This is a genomic window from Burkholderia sp. HI2714 (assembly GCF_002223085.1).
GTDB lineage: Bacteria > Pseudomonadota > Gammaproteobacteria > Burkholderiales > Burkholderiaceae > Burkholderia > Burkholderia lata_D.
Genome location: NZ_NKFM01000055.1, coordinates 199,179 through 220,226, shown reverse-complemented (window position 1 = coordinate 220,226; position 21,048 = coordinate 199,179). Strand labels below are relative to the sequence as shown.

Below are 21,048 nucleotides of genomic sequence, written 5' to 3'. Positions count from 1 at the left end.
TGCTCCGAGGGTGGCCAACTCAACTCAATGCAACTCACGAAACACGAGAAGTTGCATGATAGGGCGATGGTATCATTCACGCAACTTCAAAAGTTTCGAGAGAAGGGAGCACCGCTCGTGAGAACCGATAGCCGCTTGTCGCGCATGCTGCATGCGCTGATCCACCTGGATCAGGTCGACGGCCCGATGACGTCCGAAGCGATCGCGACGATGCTGTGCACGAACCCGGTCGTCGTGCGGCGCCTGCTCGGCGGCTTGCGCGACCGCGGCTACGTGCAGTCGGAGAAGGGGCATGGCGGCGGCTGGGTGCTGAGCGTCGCGCTCGACGACATCACGCTGCTCGACGTCTATCGCGCGGTGGGCGAGCCGCCGCTGTTCTCCGATCTGGTGACCGACGACGAGGCCGAATGCCTGGTCGAGCAGGCCGTCAATGCGCACCTGTCGGCCACGCTGAAGGAGGCCGAGACGACACTGCTCGCCCGCTTCGGCGAAGTCACGCTCGGCATGCTGTCGCGCGATTTCGAGGCGAAGCACGCGAAGCGGCGCAAGCCGCGCTGACGCGCCGCAGCATCGCGGCCGATCGCGCCCGACGTGCCGTCCTGCGTGGCCGAAAACGCCGCGCCGCGATGTTCTGTCCCCCAACTTCTGCCCCGTTCGCCCGCCACAGGGCAAAATACGGGTTTTCCGCACCCGAGAGGGCGCGACCGAATCACGCGCCGGGCGGCGGCAGTGCGCAATCCGCACGCCGCCGCCGGGCGCCCAGGCAAGAAACGCTCGCCATGTCGCGAGCCCACAGGAGTCCAGACCTCATGCCCGAATCCAACCTGTCCTTCTTCGGCCGGCTGTCACTGGCCGTCGGCACGTTCTTCTCCGTGCTCGGCAACCGCGAGTTCGCGGCCGGTGTGCTGCGCGTGCGCGATGGCGCCCCGGCACCGGTCGCGCCGGCACCCGCCGCCGCACCGGCCCCGGCGCCTGCCGCCGCGCCCGTGAAGGCGCCGGCGCCCGAGCTGCGCGAAGCGAGCCCGCAGGCTGCGCTGCAACTGCTCGGCCTGCTGCAGCGCGATGCGCGCTTCATCGACTTCGTCGAGGAAGACATCGCCGGCTACGCGGACGCCGACATCGGTGCGGCCGCACGCCTCGTGCACGACGGCTGCCGTGCCGCGCTGCGCGAACACTTCACGATCGTGCCGGTGCGCGACGAAGCCGAAGGCAGCCGCGTGACGCTGCCGGCCGGCTTCGACGCGACGGCCGTGCGCGTGACCGGCAACGTGGTCGGCGCCGCGCCGTTCACGGGCACCGTCAGCCATCGCGGCTGGCGTGTCGCCGACGTGCGCCTGCCGAAGCTGACGGGCAGCCACGACGCCTCGGTCGTCGCACCGGCGGAGGTGGAACTGTGAGCGATCCGCGCTATTCGATCGGTATCGATCTCGGTACGACCCACTGCGCGCTGTCGTACGTCGACAGCGCCGCGAGCGACGGCGAAACCATCACGCAGCAGGTGCTGCCGATCGCGCAGCTCACCGCGCCCGGCGCGCTGGAGTCGCGCGACCTGCTGCCGTCGTTCCTCTACCTGCCGCATGAAAGCGAACTCACGCAGGGCGACCTGACGCTGCCGTGGACGGCCTCGCGCGGCTTCGCGGTCGGCGAGATGGCGCGCACGCGCGGCGCCGGCACGCCGATCCGCCTCGTGTCGAGCGCGAAGAGCTGGCTGTGCCATCCGGGCGTCGATCGCCGCGCGGCGATCCTGCCGAGCGATGCGCCGCCGGAAGTGTCGCGCGTGTCGCCGCTGGAAAGCTCGATCCGCTACCTGACGCACCTGCGCGAAGCGTGGGACCACACGCATCCCGACGCGCCGTTCGCCGACCAGGACGTGACGGTGACGATCCCCGCATCGTTCGACCCGGCCGCGCGCGAACTGACGGCCGAGGCCGCACGCGCCGCCGGCTACTCGCGGATGACGCTGCTCGAGGAGCCGCAGGCCGCGCTGTACAGCTGGATCCAGAAGAGCCAGGGCGGCTGGCGCAAGCAGGTGCAGGTCGGCGACCTGATCCTGTGCGTCGACGTCGGCGGTGGCACGACCGACCTGTCGCTGATCGCGGTGGTCGAGCGTGACGGCAATCTCGAACTGCATCGCGTGGCCGTCGGCGAGCACATCCTGCTCGGCGGCGACAACATGGACCTCGCGCTCGCGCATATCGTCGCGCGCAAGCTCGCGCAGCAGGGCACGCAGGCCGATCCGTGGCAACTGCGCGCGCTCACGTACGCGTGCCGTTCCGCGAAGGAAACGCTGCTGTCCGACCCGACGACCGACGCGGTGCCGCTCGTCGTGCCGAGCCGCGGCTCGAAGCTGATCGGCGGGTCGATCCGCACGGAGCTGACGCGCGCGGAACTCACGCAGACGATTCTCGAAGGCTTCTTCCCGCAAGTCGACGCAGCCGCGCGCCCGGTGAGCCGCGCCCGTGTCGGCCTGACGCAGCTCGGCCTGCCGTATGCGCAGGACGCGGGCATCACGCGCCATCTCGCGGCGTTCCTCGGCCGCCAGGTCGCGGCGCTCGACTCGCTCGAAGGTGTGCAGCGCACGCTGCCGCAGGGCGCGACGTTCCTGCATCCGACCGCCGTGCTGTTCAACGGCGGCGTGTTCAAGTCGACGCTGCTCACGCAGCGCGTGCTCGATACGCTCAACAGCTGGCTCGCCGCCGAAGGTGCGCCGCCCGCACGCCTGCTCGAAGGCGCGGATCTCGATCTCGCGGTTGCGCGCGGCGCCGCGTACTACGGCTACGTGAAGCGCGGCCGTGGCGTGCGCATTCGCGGCGGCACGGCGCGTGCGTACTACGTCGCGATCGAATCGGCGATGCCGGCCGTGCCGGGGCTCGAACCGCCGGTGCAGGCGCTGTGCGTCGCGCCGTTCGGGATGGAGGAGGGCTCGGATGCGGCGCTGCCGCCGCAGGAGTTCGGCCTCGTCGTCGGCGAACCGGTGCAGTTCCGCTTCTTCGGTTCGTCGGTGCGCCGTCAGGACCAGGTCGGCACGCTGCTCGACTACTGGTCGCCGGAAGAGCTGCAGGAGCTGGAAGAAATCCAGGCGACGCTGCCCGCCGAAGGGCGCACGGTCGGCGAGGTCGTGCCCGTGAAGCTGCATGCGCGCGTGACCGAAGCCGGCACGCTCGAACTCGAGGCGATCCCGAGCGGCACGGACGAGCGCTGGAAGGTCGAGTTCGACGTGCGCGGCGCCGCCTGAGCGCGATGAAGCGCTATACGGTCGGGATCGACCTCGGCACGAGCAATACGGTCGTCGCATACGTCGAGGCCGGTTCCGACGCGATCCGCGTGTTCGACGTCGAGCAGCTGGTCGGCCCCGGCGCGGTGGCGGCACAGCCGCTGCTGCCGTCGGTGCGCTATCACCCGGCGGCGGGCGAGCTGCCGCCGGACACGCTGCGGCTGCCGTGGGCGGCCCACGCGAAAGCGAGCGCGGCCGGTGCGACGCCGGCCGTGATCGGCCGCTACGCGCGCACGCTCGGCGCGCAGGTGCCGGGCCGGCTCGTCACGAGCGCGAAGAGCTGGCTGTCGCACGCGTCGGTCGACCGGCTCGCGGCGATCCTGCCGTGGGGCGCAGCCGACGGCGTCGACAAGGTGTCGCCGGTTGACGCGAGCGCGAGCTATCTCGCGCACGTGCGTGACGCGTGGGATGCGCGCTTTCCCGACGCGCCGCTCGCCAAACAGGACGTGATCCTGACGGTGCCCGCGTCGTTCGACGACGGCGCGCGCGCACTGACGGTCGAAGCCGCGCGGCGTGCGAAGCTGCCCGCGCTGCGGCTGCTGGAAGAGCCGCAGGCCGCGTTCTACGACTGGTTGTACGGGCAGCGCGACACGCTGCGCGCGTCGTTTGCCGCCGCGCGCCGCGTGCTGATCTGCGACGTCGGCGGCGGCACGACCGACCTCACGCTGGTGGATGTCGCGCCGGGCGACGACGGCGAGCCTAGCTTCACGCGTGTCGGCGTCGGCAACCACCTGATGCTCGGCGGCGACAACATGGACCTCGCGCTCGCGCGCCTGGTCGAGTCGCGGCTGACCGAGCCCGGCACGCGGCTGTCCGCCGCGAGCCTGTCGCAGCTCGTCGAGCGTTGCCGTGCCGCGAAGGAGCGGCTGCTCGGCGACGATGCACCCGAATCCGTCAACGTCACGCTGCTCGGCGCGGGCAGCAAGCTCGTCGGCGGCGCGCGCTCGGCCGAGCTGACGCGGCAGGAAGTCGAGCAGATCGTCGTCGACGGTTTCTTTCCGCAGGTCGAGGCCGGCGAACTGCCGCGCCGTGCGCGCGCCGCGATCGTCGAATTCGGGCTGCCGTATGCAAGCGACGCGGCCGTCACGCGGCACGTCGCCGCGTTCCTGAACCGTCATGCGGAAGGCCCGCTGCCCGATACGCTGCTGCTCAACGGCGGCGTGTTCCGCGCGGGCGCGCTCGCCGGCCGTCTCGCGCAGACGCTCGGCGCGTGGCGCGGTGCGCCGCTCGACGTGCTGCACAACGCGCATCCGGACGTCGCGGTCGCGCGCGGTGCGGTGGCCTACGGGCTCGCGCGCGCCGGTCATGCGCCGCGCATCGGCGGCGGTTCCGCGCGCAGCTATTTCCTCGTGCTCGACGATGGTGCCGAAGGCGCGGCCGCGCGCGGCGTGTGCCTGCTGCCGCGCGGCACGGAGGAGGGCCACGAGATCCGGCTCGACGATCGCACGTTCGCGCTGCAACTCGGGCAGCCGGTGCGTTTCCACCTCGTGTCGACGGTGGCCGACACCGCGTATCGGCCCGGCGATCTCGTCGATCTCGACGGCGGCGATTTCGTGCGGCTGCCGCCGATCGCGACAGTCGTCGACGCGAAAACGGGCGGCGATGCGCGCGAAACACCGGTGAAGCTCACCGCGTCGCTGACCGAGGTCGGCACGCTCGAAATGCACTGCATCGCGACCGACGATGCGGCGCGCCGCTGGCGGCTCGAATTCCAGCTGCGCGGCGACGCGCCGGTTCACGGCGACGATGCCTCGCCTACCCGACATCCGCGTGTCGACCAGGCGATCGAGCTGATCGAGCGCTCGTTCGGCAGCAAGGTCGCGGGCGTCACGCCGAAGGACACGCGTCGGTTGCGCGCGCAACTTGAACAGGTGCTCGGCGCGCGCGAAGAGTGGGACGTCGCGCTCGCACGCGAACTGTTCGATGCATTGCTCGCGCGGGCGCGGCGGCGGCGCCGCTCGGCCGATCACGAGCGCGCGTGGCTGAACCTTGCCGGCTATTGCCTGCGCCCGGGCTTCGGCCATCCGCTCGACGCGTGGCGCATCGAGCAGCTGTGGCCGTTGTTCGACGACGGGATTCAATACGTGACCGACGCTCAGGTGTGGTCCGAGTGGTGGACGCTGTGGCGGCGCGTGGCCGGCGGCCTCGACGACGATGCGCAGACACAGGTGCGCGACGCGATCGCATTCCTCGAACCGACCGACGACAAGCGGCGCAAGCTGCCGTTCGATCCGGCCAAAGTCGGGCCGGCCGACATGACGCGGCTGTCCGCGTCGCTCGAACGGTTGCCCGTCGAGCGCAAGGTCGAGCTGGCCGAGCGGCTGATCGTGCAATTGCAGAAGCCGGCCGAGCGTGCGCTCTGTGCGTGGGCACTCGGGCGCATCGGTGCGCGCCGGCCGTTCTACGGCAGCGCGCACTGTGTCGTGCCGGCGGAAGTCGCCACCGGCTGGCTCGATGCGCTGTTTGCGCTCGACTGGAAACAGGTTGAACCTGCCGCGTTCGCGGCGGCGCAGATCGCGCGGATGACCGGAGACCGTTCGCGCGACCTGCCGGACGACACACGCGAGGCCGTGATCAAGCGCCTGTCGGCCGCGAATGCATCGGCGGCGTGGATAGACATGGTGCGCGAGGCCATCGCGTTCGACGAAGCCGACACGGTGCGCGTGTTCGGCGAAACGCTGCCGGCGGGGTTGAAGCTGCTCGCGGGGTGAGCGCGTACCGCTACACGTTTAGGCGTCGTTCGGACAGGGTAGTGAAGATGCAAGCAACTTAGCTGGGCCGGTCCGGCCGCCTAGCCGCTAGCCAACTATGCGCTTGAACAGGGCGCGATACTCGCAGACGAATTCTGTTCCCGCCTTGTATGCCCCGGCCGGGTTTTTCTTTCGATTCTTTCAATGCCGCTAAAGGGTATTAGCGGCATTTGTTTAACGTGTCAAAACGCGTAGACCGCGTTCTGAACCTTGATAGCCGGTGGAATTGTACTGACAACGTCAGTACAATATGGGTATCCAAGAACTCTTGTTGACCGGAGGCTCCTCCATGTCCGCTACCCATAGCCCCCCGACCAAGCGCGACACCCTGAACTTGCGCGTGCAGCCTGACGAACGCGACCTGATCGATCGCGCGGCCGCCGCACGCGGGCAGAACCGCACCGACTTCATCCTGTCCGCCGCTCGCGCGGCCGCCGAGGAAACCCTGCTCGAGGCGACGCTGGTACGTGCCAGTCCCGACGCGTATGCCGCGTTCGTCGCGCGGCTCGAGGCGTCACCGGCGCCGAATCCCCAGTTGCGGCGCACGATGCAGACGCCCGCGCCGTGGGACGGCTCGGCCGGCCCCGTCGCATGACGCTGCGCGCGCCCACCCCGATTACGCTGGAACATGTGCAGGCGGGCGCCCTGGACGCCTTCGATTCGGGTGAGCCGAGCCGGGACGATTGGCTCAAGCGGAGAGCCCTGCGTAACCATGTGAGCGGTGCGTCACGTACCTTCGTGGTGTGTGATGACCAGCGCGTCGTTGCCTACTACGCGCTAGCGTCTGGTGCGGTGGATGTCGCGGCCGCGCCCGGATGGTTTCGCCGCAACATGCCGGACCCCGTACCGGTCGTTGTGTTGGCCAGGCTCGCGGTAGACCGGGCCTGGCAGGGCCGCGGACTGGGCCGCGGGCTGCTGCGTGACGCCGGGCTACGGGTCATGCAGGCGGCCGACACCATCGGGATTCGCGGGCTGCTCGCACATGCACTGTCGGCCGACGCGCAGCGCTTCTATCTGCAGGTCGGATTCGAGCCGTCGCCGCTTGACCCTATGACAGTCATGATCACACTGACCGATTTGCGCGCGTCGTTGACGTGAGCGCGCATCGAACATGTCCCGACCGACCATGGCATTGCGTACCAGCTTGCTCCGGCTGATCGACATGACGCCTGCCGAGGACGGAGCCTGATAAGCCCACCTGCTCGACCAACTGACCGCGACGGCCGCACAGACGTGCGTGTCGGTACCGGTGGCAGCGCCGTTTGCTGCGCTCGGTGGCAGCCGTACCGAGACTGCTCCGCACTGGCGTATCAAACAACAAACGTTGCGGGCTTTTCGCCTCTCAATGTCAGGTCCGCGGTTCCCGCGCACGCTGCGGTTTGGCCAATTCGATTGCAGGCACGTCCAGTGCGTTCTGCATGGCCGCCCGCCGCGCCAGATGAATCCCCGCCAGCATGCAGCGCACCGAGCCGCCGGCCAGTTCGATCGTCGGCACGTCGAGCGGCAGCAGCCGTGCCGAACGCTCGATCGTCGCGCGCTGCACCGGCGTGAGGCAGTCGTACGCGCGCCGCGACAGCGCGAGCACACGCCCTTCCTTGCCCGACAATTCCAGCGTATTGCCCGCAAAATTCGCGATCTGCGATGCATCGAGCGCGATCACCGTGCGGCCCGTTTCGGCGAGCCGCTGCGCGATTTCGTCACGACGGCGGCTGTCGGCGATGAGTTCGAGGCCGACCATCGCGAACTCGGTCGCGACGCTCATCATCACGTTCGTGTGATAGATCGGGCGTCCGGCGGCATCGGCCGTATCGAAACAGATCGGCTCGAAATTGAAGTTCGTGCAGAAGCGTTCGAGCGCGACCGGGTCGGCACGGCGCGAACGCGCGGTGTACGCGATCCGCGCGACGTGGTCGAGCACCATCGCGCCGGTGCCTTCGAGGAACACGTCGTCGTATTCGAGGCCCGAGTAGTCGATCACGTCCTGCACGCGGTACTCGGCCTTCAGCATCTCGATCACGTCGGCGCGCCGCTCGCGGCGGCGGTTCGGGCTGTGCATCGGATACAACGCAACGTGGCCGCCCGGATGCGTCGAGAACCAGTTGTTCGGGAACACGGAGTCGGGCGTGTCGCGCTCGCCGTGGTCGTCGAACACGTGCACGCGCACGCCTGCGTCGGCGAGCGTTTGCGCGGCGGCCGTGACTTCGTCGCGCGCCGCGGCCGACACCGACGACGTGTCGTTCGCCCCGCCGCCGGACGTGCGCTGGAACGCATTGTCGGCCGCGGTCTGCGGGTTCGGCAGGAAGCGGTGCGGCCGGATCATCACGACGGCGGCCGGCGCCTGGATCGATACGAGATTCATGGAAGGCAGGAGCGAAAGGCAAGGGGCCGGGCGGCGCACGGGCCGCCCGGGGAGGACGGTCAGCGCGCGAACGCGGCGACGGCTTCGGTCACGTACGCCGCGTGGCCCAGCGCGATCGCGGCCGGGTCGTCGATCAGCGCGAACAGGTTCTTCGGGTCGACGGCCGGCGGAATCAGCGCGATCTCGACGCCCGCGTTGTGCTGCTGCGCGAGCGCATACAGGTAGCGCAACGCCGAGTAATCCTCGAGCGCGAAGCCGACCGAGTCGAACACCGTGACTTCATCCGCGCGTTCGCGGCCAGTCGTCTCGCCCAGCAGCACGCGCCACAGCTCGGTGACGGGGAAGTCGGCCGGCATCTGCTGGATCTCGCCCTCGATGCGCGACTGCGGCTCGAATTCGACGAACACGCGGCCCGCACGCAGCACGCCCGCTTCGAGTTCGGTCTTGCCCGGGCAATCGCCACCCACCGCGTTCAGGTGCATGCCGGGCTCGATCATGTGGGCCGTGACGATCGTCGCGTACGCCTTGTCGGCGGTGACGGTCGTCACGATGTCGGCGCCGCGCACGGCGTCGGCGGTCGATGCGGCGCGTACCACGCGCAACGCGGGGTAGGCGGCGAGGTTCTGCACGAGCTTGTCGGTCGCGTGCGGATCGACGTCGAACACGCGGATTTCGTCGATGCCGAGCAGCGTGTGGAACGCGATCGCCTGGAATTCGCTCTGCGCGCCGTTGCCGATCAGCGCCATCGTGCGCGAATCGGGGCGAGCGAGGGCTTGGGCGGCGAGCACCGACGTCGCGGCCGTGCGCAGCGCGGTGGTCAGCGTGAGTTCGGCGAGCAGCAGCGGGTAGCCGGTATCGACTTCGGCGAGCGCGCCGAACGCCATCACCGTGTGCATCCCGCGCGCGGCGTTGACCGGGTGGCCGTTCACGTACTTGAACGCGAACAGCGACGCGTTCGCGACAGGCATCAGTTCGATCACGCCGTCGCGCGAGTGGCACGCGACGCGCGGCGACTTGTCGAAGTCGGCCCAGTGCAGGTAATCGGCGCGCAGCGTGTCGACGAGTTCGCGCAGGAACGTCGTGACGCCGGTTTTGGCGATCAGGCGGGCGGTGGCGGGAACGTCGAGGAAGCGGGTCATACGTCTGTCTCCAGTTTTCTCAGTGCCGGTACGGGTGTCCCTGGCGTTCTGGTCGACCGGGCGGTGCATCGGCGCGCGTCCCGGCTTCCTGGAAAGCGGCGGCGCGGCATGTCCCGCCGGTCGATGGAGTCATTATTTCCGCGAGTCGAGCCAACAAAAAGACGGCAAAAGTGGCAGATTTATCGATAGACTTGGCAAATTGCTGGCCAGATATGGCACTTTGACCAAGTCGCACGGGTCGGCATGCAAAGGCTCCGGCACACTGCGGCCGGTTCACGTTCAACAGGAAGCTCCGCTCATGATCACCCTCGACGACGTCGACCGGCAGCTCATCGCGCTGCTGCGCGACAACGCGCGACTGCCCGTCGTCGCGCTGGCGAAGGCATTGCGCGTCGCGCGCGCGACCGTGCAGAACCGGCTGACGCGGCTGGAGAAGAACGGCGTGATCGTCGGCTATACGGTGCGGCTCAAGCCGGCGGCCGAACGGCACCGGATCCGCGCGCTGATGTCGATCGCCGTGCAGGGCAATCGCGGCGCGGAAGTGGTGAAGGTGCTGCGCGGGTATCCGAACGTCGCGTCGATTCACAGCACCAACGGGCGCTGGGATCTCGTCGCCGAGCTGCATGCCGATTCGCTCGAGCACTTCGATCGCGTGCTCGGTGCGATCCGGCTGATCGACGGGATCGCGAATACCGAGACGAGTATTTTGCTGTCGACGCACAAGGCGTGACGCGGGCAGGCGGCGCCTGCGTCAGCGCTCAGGATTGCGCGGGCGTCAGGCGCTGGTCGCCGATTCTGGAAACACCGGCTCGCCCAGCGTCAGCATCAACCGGTTCGCCCACGCGAAGATCGCGACTGCGTGCGACAGGTCGAGAATCTCCTCACGCGTCAACCCTTCGGCTTCCAGCGCGGCGATATCGCTCGCGTCGACCGTATCGGGCCGCTCCGTCAGCGCGATCGCATAGCGGATGATCGCGCGTTCGCGCGCCGTCGTGCCGGCCGTCGACGGATCGTCGAACACCTGCTCGATCGCGTCGGTGCGCTTCGCGAGCTGGGTAAAGCGCTGCGCATGCACGGACGCGCAGTACACGCAGCCGTTCACGCGCGACACGGCCGTGCTCGCCAGTTCGCGCTCCGCGCGCGACAACCCGCCGGGGCCGTACATGATCGCGTTGAATACGCCCGAGCGTTGCCGCAGGATCTCGGGACGATGGACGAGCAGCAGGTAATAGTCGGACGTCTTCGCTTGCGGGTGGCTCGCTTCGAGCACGGCCAGCTGGTCGGGCGTCGCGGCATCGAGCGAAACGGTGTCGAGCCACGCCCGCCAGCCGAGCGTGTCGGATGTGAAGCCGTGAGTGGTCGTCGTCATGCGGCCTCCGTTGCAGCACGTGCCTGAAGCGCCTGCGCGGCCACCGCGACGCGCAACTGATACGCGACGAACGCCACGAGCTGCGACAGCGCGACGATCGCGGGCGTCGTGAGTCCGGCCGACTTCAGCGCGTCGAGATCGGACGGGCGTGCATCGACGGGGGCGCGCGTCAGCAGGCGTGCATGCGTCAGGATCGCGCCGGTGCGGCGGGGCAAGGTGTCGAATGCATCGGCGTCCGCGCGTGCGATATCGTCGAGCGTGCCGCCTGCATCGATCAGTCGTGCGCGATAAGTGTCGGCCAATGCCCGCGCATTCGATTGGTGTGCGACATACCGCGCCGCATGCAGTCGTTCGATCAACGAAAGATCGGGCAACGCGGGATCGAACAGCGCCGCTTCGCTCAGCCGCGTATGGAGCAGCACCTTGTCGCGTGCGCGACGCAGTGCGGCGACGGCGTCGCCATCGCGCAGGCCAGCCACCGCATCGATCGTGTCCGGCGCATCGGCCGGCGTGATGGATTCAGTCATCGTTTCGGGTTCCCTTCGTCGTCAATGTGATCGATGGACGTGCGCTCATGCGTCGGCGTCGCACCATTCGTCGCCTTGCAGTTCGGCGTTCGCGTACGCGACGAGCGCGTCGTAGTGGCGATCGCGGTCCGCGTCGAACAACCGGCCCGCGATTCCGCGCGCGAGCCGCTTGGCGCCCGCGCTGATGGCGGGGATATCGCCGGACAGCTTGCCGTGGCTCAGGCTCGCCGCATGGTTGAAGCAGTGAATTCGCGTGATGGCCGCACATGCGCCGGGCTCGCGCTCCTGGAAGGCGAACGCAGGGCCGAGGTCGGGCGACTCGGCGAGCTCGTCGATCCACGTGCCCGGCTCCGGTCGGTAGCGATCCTTCCAGCGCCGCACCTGCGCGCCGAACGACGCGAATTCCGCGCGTGTCGTCCAGTCCGAATGAAAGCCGGTCGCGAAGATCAGGAAGTCGACGGTGTAGCGCCCGCGCGGCGTCGTCACGTCGAGTCCGTCGGCGTGTTCCGCGAGCGTCTCGATCGGGCTGCCCGCATGAAAATGCGCATGTTCGTGACGCGACACGCGCAGCACGCTGTCGCGCGGCGGCGGCGTCTGCGACGTCAGCGCGTAGTGCATGAAGCGCCATTTCGTCGCGTCGTCGAGATCGGCGTAGCCGTGCACGAGGCCCGGGCTGCCGATGCCCGTCAGCTTGTTGATGCGCGGAATGTCCGTGCGGCGGAAGAACAGGTCGACGCGTGCGGCGCCGGCTTCGAGCGCGGTGCCCGCATTGTCGAACGCGGACGCGCCCGCGCCGACCACGCCGATGCGCTTGCCCGCGAGCGCCGCGAAGTCGATCGGCTCGGACGAATGGGCCCAGCGCGTGCGCGGCGCGCGTTGCGCGACGAGGGGGACGTACGGGCCGCCGAGCCCGTCGCGGCCGGTGGCGAGCACCACGTGCCGCGCGAGCAGCGTCTGCGCTTCGCCGTTGCCGCGCACGTCGAGCGCGAGCAGGCCGTCGTCGCGCGGGCGCAGCGCGACGAGCGTGGTGTCGTTGCGCACCTGCAGGTCGAGCACGCGCCGGTACCAGCGCAGATAGTCCATCCATTGCGTGCGCGGAATCTTGTAGAGCGCGTCCCATGCGTCGCGACCGTATTGTGCTTCGAACCACGCGCGGAACGTCAGCGCGGGCAGGCCGAGCGCGGGGCCCGCGAGCTGCTTCGGCGAGCGCAGCGTGTCCATCCGCGCGAACGTGACCCACGGGCCTTCGTAGCCGGCCGGCGCGCGGTCGATCACGCACTGGTTGTCGATGCCGAGCAGGCGCAGTTCGGCGGACGCCGCGAGCCCTGCCATGCCACCGCCGACGATCGCGACGTCGAGCACGCGTGTGCCGTCGGCCTCGCGCGGCGGCACCCACGACGGCGCGGGCAGGTCGAGCCAGCGCAGGTCTTGCGCGAGCCGGGCTTCGAGTGCTTGCAATTGATCGGGCGTCGTCGTCATGCCGCCTCCGCGCGTGTCCGGCGTGCACGTGTCGTGCGGGCTGCACCACGCGGCGCGCGCTCGGCGCGCAGCCGGTCGCCGCGCAGCAGCGCGTCGTGCGCGGCCGCGTCGTGAAAGATCACGTCGTCGAGCAGCGCGCGCGTCGTACGGTGCAGCGCGTCGAGCAGCGCATCGACGGCCGACGTGCGTGCCTTGCCGGCCGGCGTCGCGACGCCGAACGCGAACGGGATGTCGACATCGAGCGGGCGCGCGACGACGCCATCCACCGGCAGTGCCACGCCCGTTGCCGGATCGACGATGCCGATCCCGATGCCTGCACGCGCGGCCATCACCGCATTCAGCGACGCATTGGTTTCGATGAACACGCGTGCATCGACCCGCGCGGCCGCGAATGCCGCATCGATCCGCTGGCGCAGCCGGTGCCGGTTCGCGACCGTCACGATGCGGCGCCGCGCGAGGTCGCGCAGCGCGATGCGCGGCTGCGCCGCGAGCGGGTCGCCGGCAGGCAGCACGGCGACGCACGGCGTCTGCGCGATCCAGTGCACGTCGAGCCCCGCGTGCGCCATCGGCAGCGTGACGACACCGATATCGGCCGTGCCGGCCAGCACCTCGTGCACGACATGCTCGGCCGATTCGCTGCGCAACTGGTAGTGCGGTGCCTGCGCGCCGTCGGGCAATGCGGCGAGCGCGGCCGGCACGAGCGTGGCCGCGAGCGAAGGTGTCGCCGCGATGCGCACGGGTTCGGCGGTTTCGTCGCCGAGCGCCCGGGCGCGCGCCTCGATCGCACGCAGGCCGACCAGCGAACGTTCGACTTCCTCGTAGAGCAGGAACGCGCGCCGCGTCGGCGTGACGCGCGGGCCGTGCCGGTCGAACAGCGCGTAGCCGAGATCGGCTTCGAGCTCCTGGATCTGCCGCGTGACGGCCGGCTGCGAGCGGCCGAGCAGTTCGCCCGCGCCGGTCACGCTGCCGGCGGACATGACCGCGGAAAAGGCTTCGAGTTGATGCAGCTCCATGACACCTTCCGATGATGCGATTTGCGCATTGTAGGAGGGTGATCATGCGCGATTCATATAATGTTTTTTGCTATCGACAGCGCGAAAACTGCGAACGGCCCGATCGTTGCGATAGACGATTACGCGTGCTTGAACGTGGGTTTCGATCGGCGCCGTGAACGAAACGCCAATCGAATCAAGGTGATGCGATCTATGCCGATACATCGCGCGATGCGGGGTGTGCGGAGGGTCGTTCGCGGGCCTCACCCGCTTCGCGCCGCGCACGATATCGATATGCGCAAAACTTCGTTGGATCGTCCTGAACCGGATGGTTACATGCCCTCACTCTTTTCGACTGACTGAAGCTGGGGGACGCATGAACGTTTCGGGGAACGACGCACGCGGCGCATGGCGACGCGTGCTGGGCACGGTGGCGGCGCTCGCTGCCGCATGGGGCTTGTCGGCGGGCGGCGCGCTCGCGGCGGGCGTGTCGGGCGAGCCGGTGGTGATCGGCGTGAGCGGGCCGCTCACGGGACAGGATGCGCAGTACGGCGAGCAATGGAAGCGCGGCTTCGATCTCGCGCTCGACGAGATCAACGGCAGCGGCGGCATTCATGGCCGCCCGCTCGCAGTCGACTTCCAGGACAGCCGCAGCGACCCGCGCCAGGCCGTGGCGATCGCGCAGAAGTTCGTCGCCGATCCGCGCATCGCGATCGAGCTGGGCGACTTCTCCAGCGCGACGTCGATGGCCGCGTCGCCGATCTACCAGCGCGGGCAACTGATCCAGTTCGGCTTCACGAACTCGCATCCGGACTTCACGAAGGGCGGCGACTATCTGTGGAGTACCGCGCTGAGCCAGGCCGAGGAACAGCCGCTGCTTGCGCGCTACGCAGTAAAGGAACTCGGCTTCAAGCGGATCGCGGTGCTGTACCTGAACACCGACTGGGGCCGCACCAGCAAGGACATCTTCGCGAAGGCAGTGACGGGGCTTGGCGCGCAGGTCGTCGCGGCCGAAGGCTATCAGCCGGCGGAGAAGGATTTCCGCTCGACGCTCGTGCGCATCGGCGCATCGAAGCCCGATTCGATCGTGCTGATCTCGTACTATGCGGACGGTGCGCAGATCGTGCGCCAGGCGCGCACGTCGGGGCTCACGCTGCCGATCGCGGCGGTCGGTTCGGTGTACTCGCCGAAGTTCCTCGAACTGGGCGGCACAGCCGTCGAAGGCGTCTATACGGAATCGAACTTCTTCCCGGCCGAACCGCGCCCCGAGGTGCAGGCATTCGTGCAGCGCTATCGCGCGAAATTCCATGCCGATCCCGATTCGTTCGTCGCGCGTGCATACGACGCGCTGATCCTGTCGGCGGAGGTGCTGCGCCGCTACGGCACGACGCGCCAGGCCGCGCACGACGGCTTCGCGAAAATCAGCGACGTGCCGAGCGTGATCTTCGGCAAGGTGCGCTTCGATCCGCAGACGCGCCGCGTCGCGGGCGCGCGTACCGTGTATCTGGTCGTGAAGCAGGGGCAGTGGGCGCTGTGGGACGGCGCGAAACCGCAGCTCGCGGCACGCTGATTCCGCATGAACCGCTTGCAAGTGACGGACGCATCGTGATGGCTTCCTGGCTCGACTACACGCTCAACGGCCTCATCGTCGGCAACATCTACGCGCTGCTCGCGGTCGGGCTTGCGCTGATCTTCGGCGTGTCGCACCTGATCAACTTCGCGCACGGCTCGGTCTACATGGTCGGCGCGTTCATCGGCTGGCTGTGCCTGACGCGCTTCGGGCTGCCGCTGCCGGTCGCGCTGGCGGCGGTCGTCGTCGGCTGCGGCGCGCTCGGCATCGCGATCGAGCGAATCGGCTTGCGGCCGCTGCGTCACGCGGCACGCATCGCGCCGCTGCTCGCGACGATCGGCATCAGCTTCATCCTCGACCAGCTCGCGCAGCTCGCATTCGGCGCCGACCCGCGCGCGGTGCCGACGCCGCTGCCCGACTGGCATCTGCGGATCGCCGGCGCGACGCTCGGCTCGCTCGACCTGTTGATCGCGGGCATCGGTATCGCGGCGGCCGTGCTGTTGTACGGCTTCCTGCGCTTCACACGGCTCGGCTGGGCCGTGCGCGCGACCGCGCAGGATCGCGACGCGGCGCTGCAGATGGGTGTCGACGTCGATCGCGTGAACCAGACCGTGTTCGCGATCGCGTGCGCGCTCGGCGGCGTGAGCGGGCTGCTGGTCGGCATGTACTACAACAGCATCGATCCTGCGATGGGTTTCCAGGCCACGCTGAAGGGCGTGGTCGCGCTGCTGATCGGCGGGCTCGGCAACGTGCCGGGCGCGATCGCGGGCAGCCTGCTGCTCGGTCTCGTCGAAAGCTACGGCGTCGCGCTGTTCGGCACGAGCTACCGTGACCTGTTCGCGTTCGGGCTGCTGATCGTGTTCCTCGTGTGGCGGCCGAACGGGCTGTTCAGCGCGAACCGCGCGCTGCCGCCCGAGCCGATGACGGGTACTTTCCTCGCGGCCGCGAAGGCCGTGCGCGTGCCGCGCCCGGTACTCGTCGCGCTGGTCGCGCTGGCGGCCGTACTGCCGTGGCTCGGCGCATCGCCGTACGTGCTGCAGACGCTGACCAACGCGTGGCTATACGGGCTGCTCGCGCTGAGCCTCACGCTGGTGGCGGGCACGGTCGGGCAGATCTCGCTCGGCCACGCGGCGCTGCTGGTGATCGGCGCGTATGCGTCGGCGCTGCTGTCGTCGGATCTCGGCTGGTCGCCGGCCGTGACGATTCCGTGCGCGGGCGTGATCACCGCCGTGCTCGGCACGCTGCTCGTCTATCCGGCGTTCCGGCTGCGCGGGCACTACGTGTCGATCGCGACGCTCGGCATCGGTGAAGTGGTGAGCCTCGTGATCCTGAACTGGGACGGTCTCACGCGCGGCCCGCTCGGCATCACCGGCATCGCGCCGCTGCCGTGGGCGACGAGCGCGCGTGCCGCGTACTGGTTCACGTTCGCGGTGCTCATCGTGTTCGCGCTCGTGCAGGTACGGCTGCTGCGCTCGCATCTCGGTCGCACGCTGCGCGCGGTGCGCGAGGACGACGTCGCCGCGCGTGCGCACGGCATCGCACCGAACCGCTACAAGGCGATCGCGTTTGCCGTTGGCGGCGTCGCGGCCGGCGTGAGCGGTGGGATCGCCGCGCACCTGTACAGCTACATCAATCACCAGACCTTCGATTCGCAGGTGTCGATCCTCGCGCTGACGATGGTGATCCTCGGCGGGCTCGGCAACGTGCTCGGCGGCATCGCCGGCGCGATTGCGCTGATCGGCCTGCCCGAGCTGTTCCGCTGGGCGGCCGACTACCGGATGCTGATCTACGGCCTCGTGCTGTTGCTGCTCGTCCGGTTCCGGCCGCAGGGCCTGCTCGGCACCGTGTGAGGAGGAATGCGATGACCACCAAGCGACCCTTGCTCGACGTGCAGGGCCTGACGCGCCGCTTCGACGGCGTGACCGCGCTCGACGGCGCGAGCCTGTCACTCGCCGAAGGCGAACTGCTGAGCGTGATCGGGCCGAACGGCGCGGGCAAGTCGACGCTGTTCAACCTGATCGCGGGCGCCGACCGGCCCGATGCCGGCCGCGTGACGTTCGACGGCCGCGACATCACGGGCACCGCGCCCGAACGCCTCGCGGCGCTCGGCATCGCGCGCACGTTCCAGCACGGCCGCGTGTTCGGCAACCTGAGCGTGCTCGACAACGTGCTGATCGGCGCGCATGCGCGGCTGCGCGCGGCGCGGCCGGGCTGGCCCGCGCTCGGCGCGGCGGCCGAGGTGCTGCGCGCGCTCGTGCGGCCCGCATCGGTGCGGCGCGAGGAAGCCGCGCTGCGCGACGAGGCGCGCGCGATCGTCGCCGGCTTCGGCGAGCGGCTGACGCCGCGCATCGATCATCCGGCGCACAGCCTGTCGTATGCGAACCGGCGGCGCGTGGAGATCGGCCGCGCGCTCGCGCTGCATCCGCGCCTGCTGCTGCTCGACGAACCGACGGCCGGGATGAACGAGACGGAGACGGCCGAGATGCTGCAACTGATCCAGTCGCTGAAGGCACGCGGCCTGACGATCCTGCTGATCGAGCACAAGCTCGAACTCGTGATGCGCGTGTCCGACCGCGTGATGGTGCTCGACAACGGCGTGAAGATCGCCGAAGGCGCGCCGCGCGACGTGCGGCACGATCCGCGCGTGATCGAGGCGTACCTCGGCCGCCGGCACGCGGGCGGCGCGCCGGCCGGCCGCACGGCACAGGCGGCCGCATGACGGCACTTTCTTCCGGACCCGACACGACCATGACCGACGTGCTGCTTAAACTCGAACACCTCGACACGTTCTACGGGCCGGTGCAGGTGCATTTCGACGTGAACTTCGAAGTCGGTCGCGGGCAGATCGTCAGCCTGCTCGGCGGCAACGCGAGCGGCAAGTCGACGACGATGAAGCTGATTCTCGGGCTGATGCGGCCGCGCCGCGGCGTCGTGCGCTTCGACGGCGACGACGTGACGGCGCTCGCCACGCCGCAGCGCGTGCGGCGCGGGATCGCGGCCGTGCCCGAGGCGCGGCGGCTGTTCGGCGACATGAGCGTGCGTGAGAACCTGCTGATGGGCGCGTACACGCGCAGCGACCGCGCGGCAGTGGCGGAGGACTATGAGCGGGTGCTCGACCTGTTTCCTCGGGTACGCGAGCGGCTGACGCAGCGCGCGGGCACGCTGTCGGGCGGCGAGCAGCAGATGCTCGCGATGGCGCGGGCGCTGATGGCGCGGCCGAAACTGATCTGCATGGACGAGCCGACGATGGGGCTGTCGCCGCTCTATGTCGACAAGGTGCTCGAACTGATCGATGGGATCAACCGGCAAGGGGTGACGGTGTTCATGGTCGAGCAGAATGCGAGCCTGGCGCTCGAGATCGCGCACTACGGGTACGTGCTGCAGACGGGGCGCGTCGTGCTCGAAGGGCCCGCGAAGGCGCTGCTCGACGACGAACGCGTGCGCGATGCGTATCTTGGCGGGGAGGCGGTGGCGGCGTAGGGGGCGCCTGGCACTTCGTTTCACGCGCGATTCGCGTGCGTCGTCACCGCGCGCGGAAACGTCAGCACCACCGCGAACCCGCCCGCCTCGGGAAACGCAAACCCGACGCGCCCGCCGTGCGCCTTCATCACTTCCTGCACGATCGCGAGCCCGAGGCCCGACCCCGTGCGCCGCTCGCTGCCGTCCGGTGCGATTCGCACGAACGGTTGCAGCGCGGCATCCCAGTGCTCGCGCGGAATCCCGCGGCCGTTGTCGGTGACGGTCAGCGTCACGGCATCGCCGGCGTTGCCCTGCGTCGCGACCGAGACGACGATGTCGTCCGCATGACCGTGCAGCAGCGCGTTGTGCAGCACGTTCGACAGCGCTTCCTGCAGGCTGATCGCGTCGCCGTCGATCCACGCGAGCGGCGCGTCGCTCGCGAACGCGACGGCGACATCGCGCTCGCCCGCGAGCGGAATCGTGCGGCCGAGCACCTCCTTCGCGAGCGCGACGAGTTCGACGGGTTGCAGCGGCACGGCCTCGGTGCGATGAATCACCATCGCATGATTGAGCAACTGCCCGGTGAGCCGGCCGACGTCCGAAGAGGTCGCGCGCAGTGCATCGAGCCGCGCCGCGTGACGCGCGGGATCGGATTCGCCGTCGAGCAGTTCGATCTGCGCGTCGAGCCGCGCGAGCGGCGTGCGCATCTGATGCGCGGCGTCGGCGATGAAGCGCTGCATCGCATTGATCCGCTCGGCGAGGCGGCGCATCAGCCCGTTGATCGACCCGATGATCGCGTCGATTTCGCTCGGCGTGTCGACGGCCACCGGCCGCAGGTCGGCCGGGTCGCGCGCGGCGATGATCGTGCCGATCTGCGCGAGCGGGCGCAGGCCGCGCCGGATCGCGAGGCCGCTCGCGCCGATCGCGAGCACGCTCATCAGCAGGATCAGCGTCCATACCTTGATGCTCATGTCGTTCGTCAGTTGCTGGCGCGCATTGGTTGTCTGCGCAACGGTGACGAGCGCCCAGCCCGGCGTGCTTTCCTCGGGCATGTAGCGTGCGATGGTCGCGGTGCGGACCCGGTGCCCCTGGTAGATGGCATTCGCGAACGCGGGGCCCTGCTTCGCGGCGGCGAGCGTCGTGGGGCTCGCGAGATCGTTGTAGCCGGCCACGACGATGCCGCGCGAATCGACCACCTTGTAATAGACGAGGTCATAGCGCGACAGCGTCGACAGCGCGGCCACCGGCGGATTCAGCGCGAGCACGCCGCCCTGCACGTAGAGGTTTTCCGCGACCTGGATCGATGCGCCCGCAAGCAACTGGTCGTAGGCGCGTTCTGCCGCGACGCCCGCGTAGTAGCGCGCGATCGCCGCGAGCGCGAGTGCGCCGGTCGCGACGACGAGCGCGATGAAGAGCAGCGTGCGCCCGAACAGCGTCTTCGGGAACCAGTCAGTGCGCCGCAATCTGATACCCCATCCCGCGCGCGGTACGGATCTCGACCGAGCTGCCCTGCAGCTTCTTGCGCACGCGGGTCACGTATTGCTCGACCGCGTTCATGGTCGGCTCGTTGCCGAAGCTGAACAGCTGGTTCAGCAGTTCGTCCTTCGAGAAGATCCGTTGCGGGCGACTCGCGAGGATTTCGAGCAGCGCGAACTCCTGGCGCGACAGCGACAGCGGCTGGCCGTCGAGTTCCGCGAGGCGGCTGCTGCGGTCGATCACGAGGCCGCCGAGCGTCAGCACGTCGTTCGCGTGGCCGCTGTTGCGGCGCAGGAGCGCCTGCACGCGCGCATCGAGCTCGCGATAGTCGAACGGCTTCACCAGGTAGTCGTCGGCGCCGAGGCCGAGGCCGCTTACGCGGTCGTCGATCGCCGAGCGCGCGGTGACGAGCAGCACGGGCGTCGTGCTGCCCGATGCGCGCAGGTGGCGCAGCACCGTGAAGCCGTCCATGCCGGGCAGGTTCGCGTCGAGCACGACGAGGTCGAAGCGCTCGACGCGCAGCAGCCCGTGCGCGGTCGCGCCGTCGGTTTCGAGATCGACGGCATGGCCGAGCCGCGCCAGGCGGCTGCGGATCGCCGCGCCGATTTCGGCATCGTCCTCCACGACGAGAATGCGCATGGTGCCGTTTCGCAG

19 protein-coding genes are annotated in these 21,048 nt (G+C 69.3%); 11 read left to right on the top strand and 8 right to left on the bottom strand.

Annotated elements, in window-relative coordinates; all coding sequences use genetic code 11:
- Window positions 1–117 precede the first annotated feature (117 nt).
- The 6 genes from CFB82_RS30385 (at window position 118) to CFB82_RS30360 (ending at window position 7,122) form a co-directional block, all read left to right on the top strand.
- Window positions 118–558 (top strand): Rrf2 family transcriptional regulator, encoded by a 441-nt coding sequence (locus tag CFB82_RS30385; protein ID WP_089486464.1) that lies wholly within the window; start codon window positions 118–120, stop codon window positions 556–558.
- Window positions 559–809: 251 nt separating this feature from the next.
- Window positions 810–1,397, top strand: coding sequence for a DUF2760 domain-containing protein (locus CFB82_RS30380; protein WP_069250834.1), 588 nt, complete (start codon window positions 810–812; stop codon window positions 1,395–1,397).
- Window positions 1,394–3,235, top strand: coding sequence for an Hsp70 family protein (locus CFB82_RS30375; protein ID WP_089486463.1), 1,842 nt, complete (start codon window positions 1,394–1,396; stop codon window positions 3,233–3,235). Before CFB82_RS30380 ends, CFB82_RS30375 begins: the two co-directional genes overlap by 4 nt.
- A 5-nt stretch (window positions 3,236–3,240) precedes the next feature.
- Entirely contained in the window at window positions 3,241–5,985 is a 2,745-nt protein-coding gene (locus CFB82_RS30370; RefSeq protein WP_089486462.1) for an Hsp70 family protein, read from the top strand.
- A 328-nt stretch (window positions 5,986–6,313) separates the two neighbouring features.
- A complete protein-coding gene (locus CFB82_RS30365; protein ID WP_069250837.1) occupies window positions 6,314–6,619 on the top strand; it encodes a type II toxin-antitoxin system TacA family antitoxin in 306 nt (101 codons plus the stop codon).
- A complete protein-coding gene (locus CFB82_RS30360; RefSeq protein ID WP_089486461.1) occupies window positions 6,616–7,122 on the top strand; it encodes a GNAT family N-acetyltransferase in 507 nt (168 codons plus the stop codon). Before CFB82_RS30365 ends, CFB82_RS30360 begins: the two co-directional genes overlap by 4 nt.
- A gap of 250 nt (window positions 7,123–7,372) precedes the next feature.
- Here CFB82_RS30360 and ctlX read toward each other — a convergent pair whose 3' ends face one another.
- Together ctlX and CFB82_RS30350 are read right to left on the bottom strand one after the other, a co-directional pair.
- The gene (gene ctlX / locus CFB82_RS30355) at window positions 7,373–8,383 is read right to left on the bottom strand and encodes a citrulline utilization hydrolase CtlX (RefSeq protein ID WP_089486460.1); all 1,011 of its coding nucleotides are present in this window, start codon (window positions 8,381–8,383) and stop codon (window positions 7,373–7,375) included.
- Between the two features lie 59 nt (window positions 8,384–8,442).
- Window positions 8,443–9,522: an ornithine cyclodeaminase gene (locus CFB82_RS30350; RefSeq protein WP_089486459.1), complete on the bottom strand. Its 1,080-nt coding sequence runs from the start codon at window positions 9,520–9,522 to the stop codon at window positions 8,443–8,445.
- A 298-nt stretch (window positions 9,523–9,820) separates the two neighbouring features.
- On the opposite strand from CFB82_RS30350, the gene CFB82_RS30345 reads away from it, so the two are divergent.
- Entirely contained in the window at window positions 9,821–10,252 is a 432-nt protein-coding gene (locus CFB82_RS30345; RefSeq protein ID WP_089486458.1) for an Lrp/AsnC family transcriptional regulator, read from the top strand.
- A 45-nt stretch (window positions 10,253–10,297) separates the two neighbouring features.
- Here CFB82_RS30345 and CFB82_RS30340 read toward each other — a convergent pair whose 3' ends face one another.
- The 4 genes from CFB82_RS30340 to CFB82_RS30325 are packed head-to-tail and all read right to left on the bottom strand — an operon-like array spanning window position 10,298 to window position 13,910.
- The gene (locus tag CFB82_RS30340) at window positions 10,298–10,891 is read right to left on the bottom strand and encodes a peroxidase-related enzyme (protein ID WP_089486457.1); all 594 of its coding nucleotides are present in this window, start codon (window positions 10,889–10,891) and stop codon (window positions 10,298–10,300) included.
- Complete coding sequence (locus CFB82_RS30335; protein WP_089486456.1) at window positions 10,888–11,418, bottom strand: CMD domain-containing protein; 531 nt, start codon at window positions 11,416–11,418, stop codon at window positions 10,888–10,890. Before CFB82_RS30335 ends, CFB82_RS30340 begins: the two co-directional genes overlap by 4 nt.
- Before the next feature lie 45 nt (window positions 11,419–11,463).
- Window positions 11,464–12,897 (bottom strand): NAD(P)-binding domain-containing protein, encoded by a 1,434-nt coding sequence (locus CFB82_RS30330; RefSeq protein ID WP_089486455.1) that lies wholly within the window; start codon window positions 12,895–12,897, stop codon window positions 11,464–11,466.
- Complete coding sequence (locus CFB82_RS30325; protein ID WP_089486454.1) at window positions 12,894–13,910, bottom strand: LysR family transcriptional regulator; 1,017 nt, start codon at window positions 13,908–13,910, stop codon at window positions 12,894–12,896. The genes CFB82_RS30330 and CFB82_RS30325 overlap by 4 nt, the downstream gene beginning before the upstream one ends.
- Window positions 13,911–14,265: 355 nt before the next feature.
- Between CFB82_RS30325 and CFB82_RS30320 the strand changes: the two genes are divergently transcribed.
- Genes CFB82_RS30320 through CFB82_RS30305 form a run of 4 tightly spaced genes read left to right on the top strand, consistent with a single transcriptional unit; the run spans window position 14,266 to window position 18,939 of the window.
- Window positions 14,266–15,459: an ABC transporter substrate-binding protein gene (locus CFB82_RS30320; protein WP_089486453.1), complete on the top strand. Its 1,194-nt coding sequence runs from the start codon at window positions 14,266–14,268 to the stop codon at window positions 15,457–15,459.
- Between the two features lie 38 nt (window positions 15,460–15,497).
- Window positions 15,498–17,309: an ABC transporter permease gene (locus CFB82_RS30315; RefSeq protein WP_089486452.1), complete on the top strand. Its 1,812-nt coding sequence runs from the start codon at window positions 15,498–15,500 to the stop codon at window positions 17,307–17,309.
- Window positions 17,310–17,320: 11 nt separating this feature from the next.
- Window positions 17,321–18,178, top strand: a complete 858-nt coding sequence (locus CFB82_RS30310) for an ABC transporter ATP-binding protein (RefSeq protein ID WP_089486451.1) — start codon at window positions 17,321–17,323, stop codon at window positions 18,176–18,178.
- Window positions 18,175–18,939 carry an ABC transporter ATP-binding protein gene (locus CFB82_RS30305; RefSeq protein ID WP_089486450.1) on the top strand — a complete coding sequence of 255 codons (765 nt, stop codon included), beginning with the start codon at window positions 18,175–18,177 and terminating at the stop codon, window positions 18,937–18,939. The genes CFB82_RS30310 and CFB82_RS30305 overlap by 4 nt, the downstream gene beginning before the upstream one ends.
- A 20-nt stretch (window positions 18,940–18,959) precedes the next feature.
- Here CFB82_RS30305 and CFB82_RS30300 read toward each other — a convergent pair whose 3' ends face one another.
- The gene (locus tag CFB82_RS30300) at window positions 18,960–20,381 is read right to left on the bottom strand and encodes a sensor histidine kinase (RefSeq protein WP_089486449.1); all 1,422 of its coding nucleotides are present in this window, start codon (window positions 20,379–20,381) and stop codon (window positions 18,960–18,962) included.
- Window positions 20,368–21,033, bottom strand: a complete 666-nt coding sequence (locus tag CFB82_RS30295; protein ID WP_089486448.1) for a response regulator transcription factor — start codon at window positions 21,031–21,033, stop codon at window positions 20,368–20,370. The genes CFB82_RS30300 and CFB82_RS30295 overlap by 14 nt, the downstream gene beginning before the upstream one ends.
- Window positions 21,034–21,048 lie beyond the last annotated feature (15 nt).

What these genes read in the sequence shown, in the direction of transcription:
- CFB82_RS30380 (WP_069250834.1), top strand. Translation starts at nt 810, where the DNA reads ATGCCCGAATCCAACCTGTCCTTCTTCGGCCGGCTGTCACTGGCCGTC.
- CFB82_RS30370 (WP_089486462.1), top strand. Translation starts at nt 3,241, where the DNA reads ATGAAGCGCTATACGGTCGGGATCGACCTCGGCACGAGCAATACGGTC.
- CFB82_RS30365 (WP_069250837.1), top strand. Translation starts at nt 6,314, where the DNA reads ATGTCCGCTACCCATAGCCCCCCGACCAAGCGCGACACCCTGAACTTG.
- CFB82_RS30360 (WP_089486461.1), top strand. Translation starts at nt 6,616, where the DNA reads ATGACGCTGCGCGCGCCCACCCCGATTACGCTGGAACATGTGCAGGCG.
- ctlX (WP_089486460.1), bottom strand. Translation starts at nt 8,383, where the DNA reads ATGAATCTCGTATCGATCCAGGCGCCGGCCGCCGTCGTGATGATCCGG.
- CFB82_RS30350 (WP_089486459.1), bottom strand. Translation starts at nt 9,522, where the DNA reads ATGACCCGCTTCCTCGACGTTCCCGCCACCGCCCGCCTGATCGCCAAA.
- CFB82_RS30345 (WP_089486458.1), top strand. Translation starts at nt 9,821, where the DNA reads ATGATCACCCTCGACGACGTCGACCGGCAGCTCATCGCGCTGCTGCGC.
- CFB82_RS30340 (WP_089486457.1), bottom strand. Translation starts at nt 10,891, where the DNA reads ATGACGACGACCACTCACGGCTTCACATCCGACACGCTCGGCTGGCGG.
- CFB82_RS30335 (WP_089486456.1), bottom strand. Translation starts at nt 11,418, where the DNA reads ATGACTGAATCCATCACGCCGGCCGATGCGCCGGACACGATCGATGCG.
- CFB82_RS30330 (WP_089486455.1), bottom strand. Translation starts at nt 12,897, where the DNA reads ATGACGACGACGCCCGATCAATTGCAAGCACTCGAAGCCCGGCTCGCG.
- CFB82_RS30325 (WP_089486454.1), bottom strand. Translation starts at nt 13,910, where the DNA reads ATGGAGCTGCATCAACTCGAAGCCTTTTCCGCGGTCATGTCCGCCGGC.
- CFB82_RS30320 (WP_089486453.1), top strand. Translation starts at nt 14,266, where the DNA reads ATGAACGTTTCGGGGAACGACGCACGCGGCGCATGGCGACGCGTGCTG.
- CFB82_RS30315 (WP_089486452.1), top strand. Translation starts at nt 15,498, where the DNA reads ATGGCTTCCTGGCTCGACTACACGCTCAACGGCCTCATCGTCGGCAAC.
- CFB82_RS30310 (WP_089486451.1), top strand. Translation starts at nt 17,321, where the DNA reads ATGACCACCAAGCGACCCTTGCTCGACGTGCAGGGCCTGACGCGCCGC.
- CFB82_RS30305 (WP_089486450.1), top strand. Translation starts at nt 18,175, where the DNA reads ATGACGGCACTTTCTTCCGGACCCGACACGACCATGACCGACGTGCTG.
- CFB82_RS30295 (WP_089486448.1), bottom strand. Translation starts at nt 21,033, where the DNA reads ATGCGCATTCTCGTCGTGGAGGACGATGCCGAAATCGGCGCGGCGATC.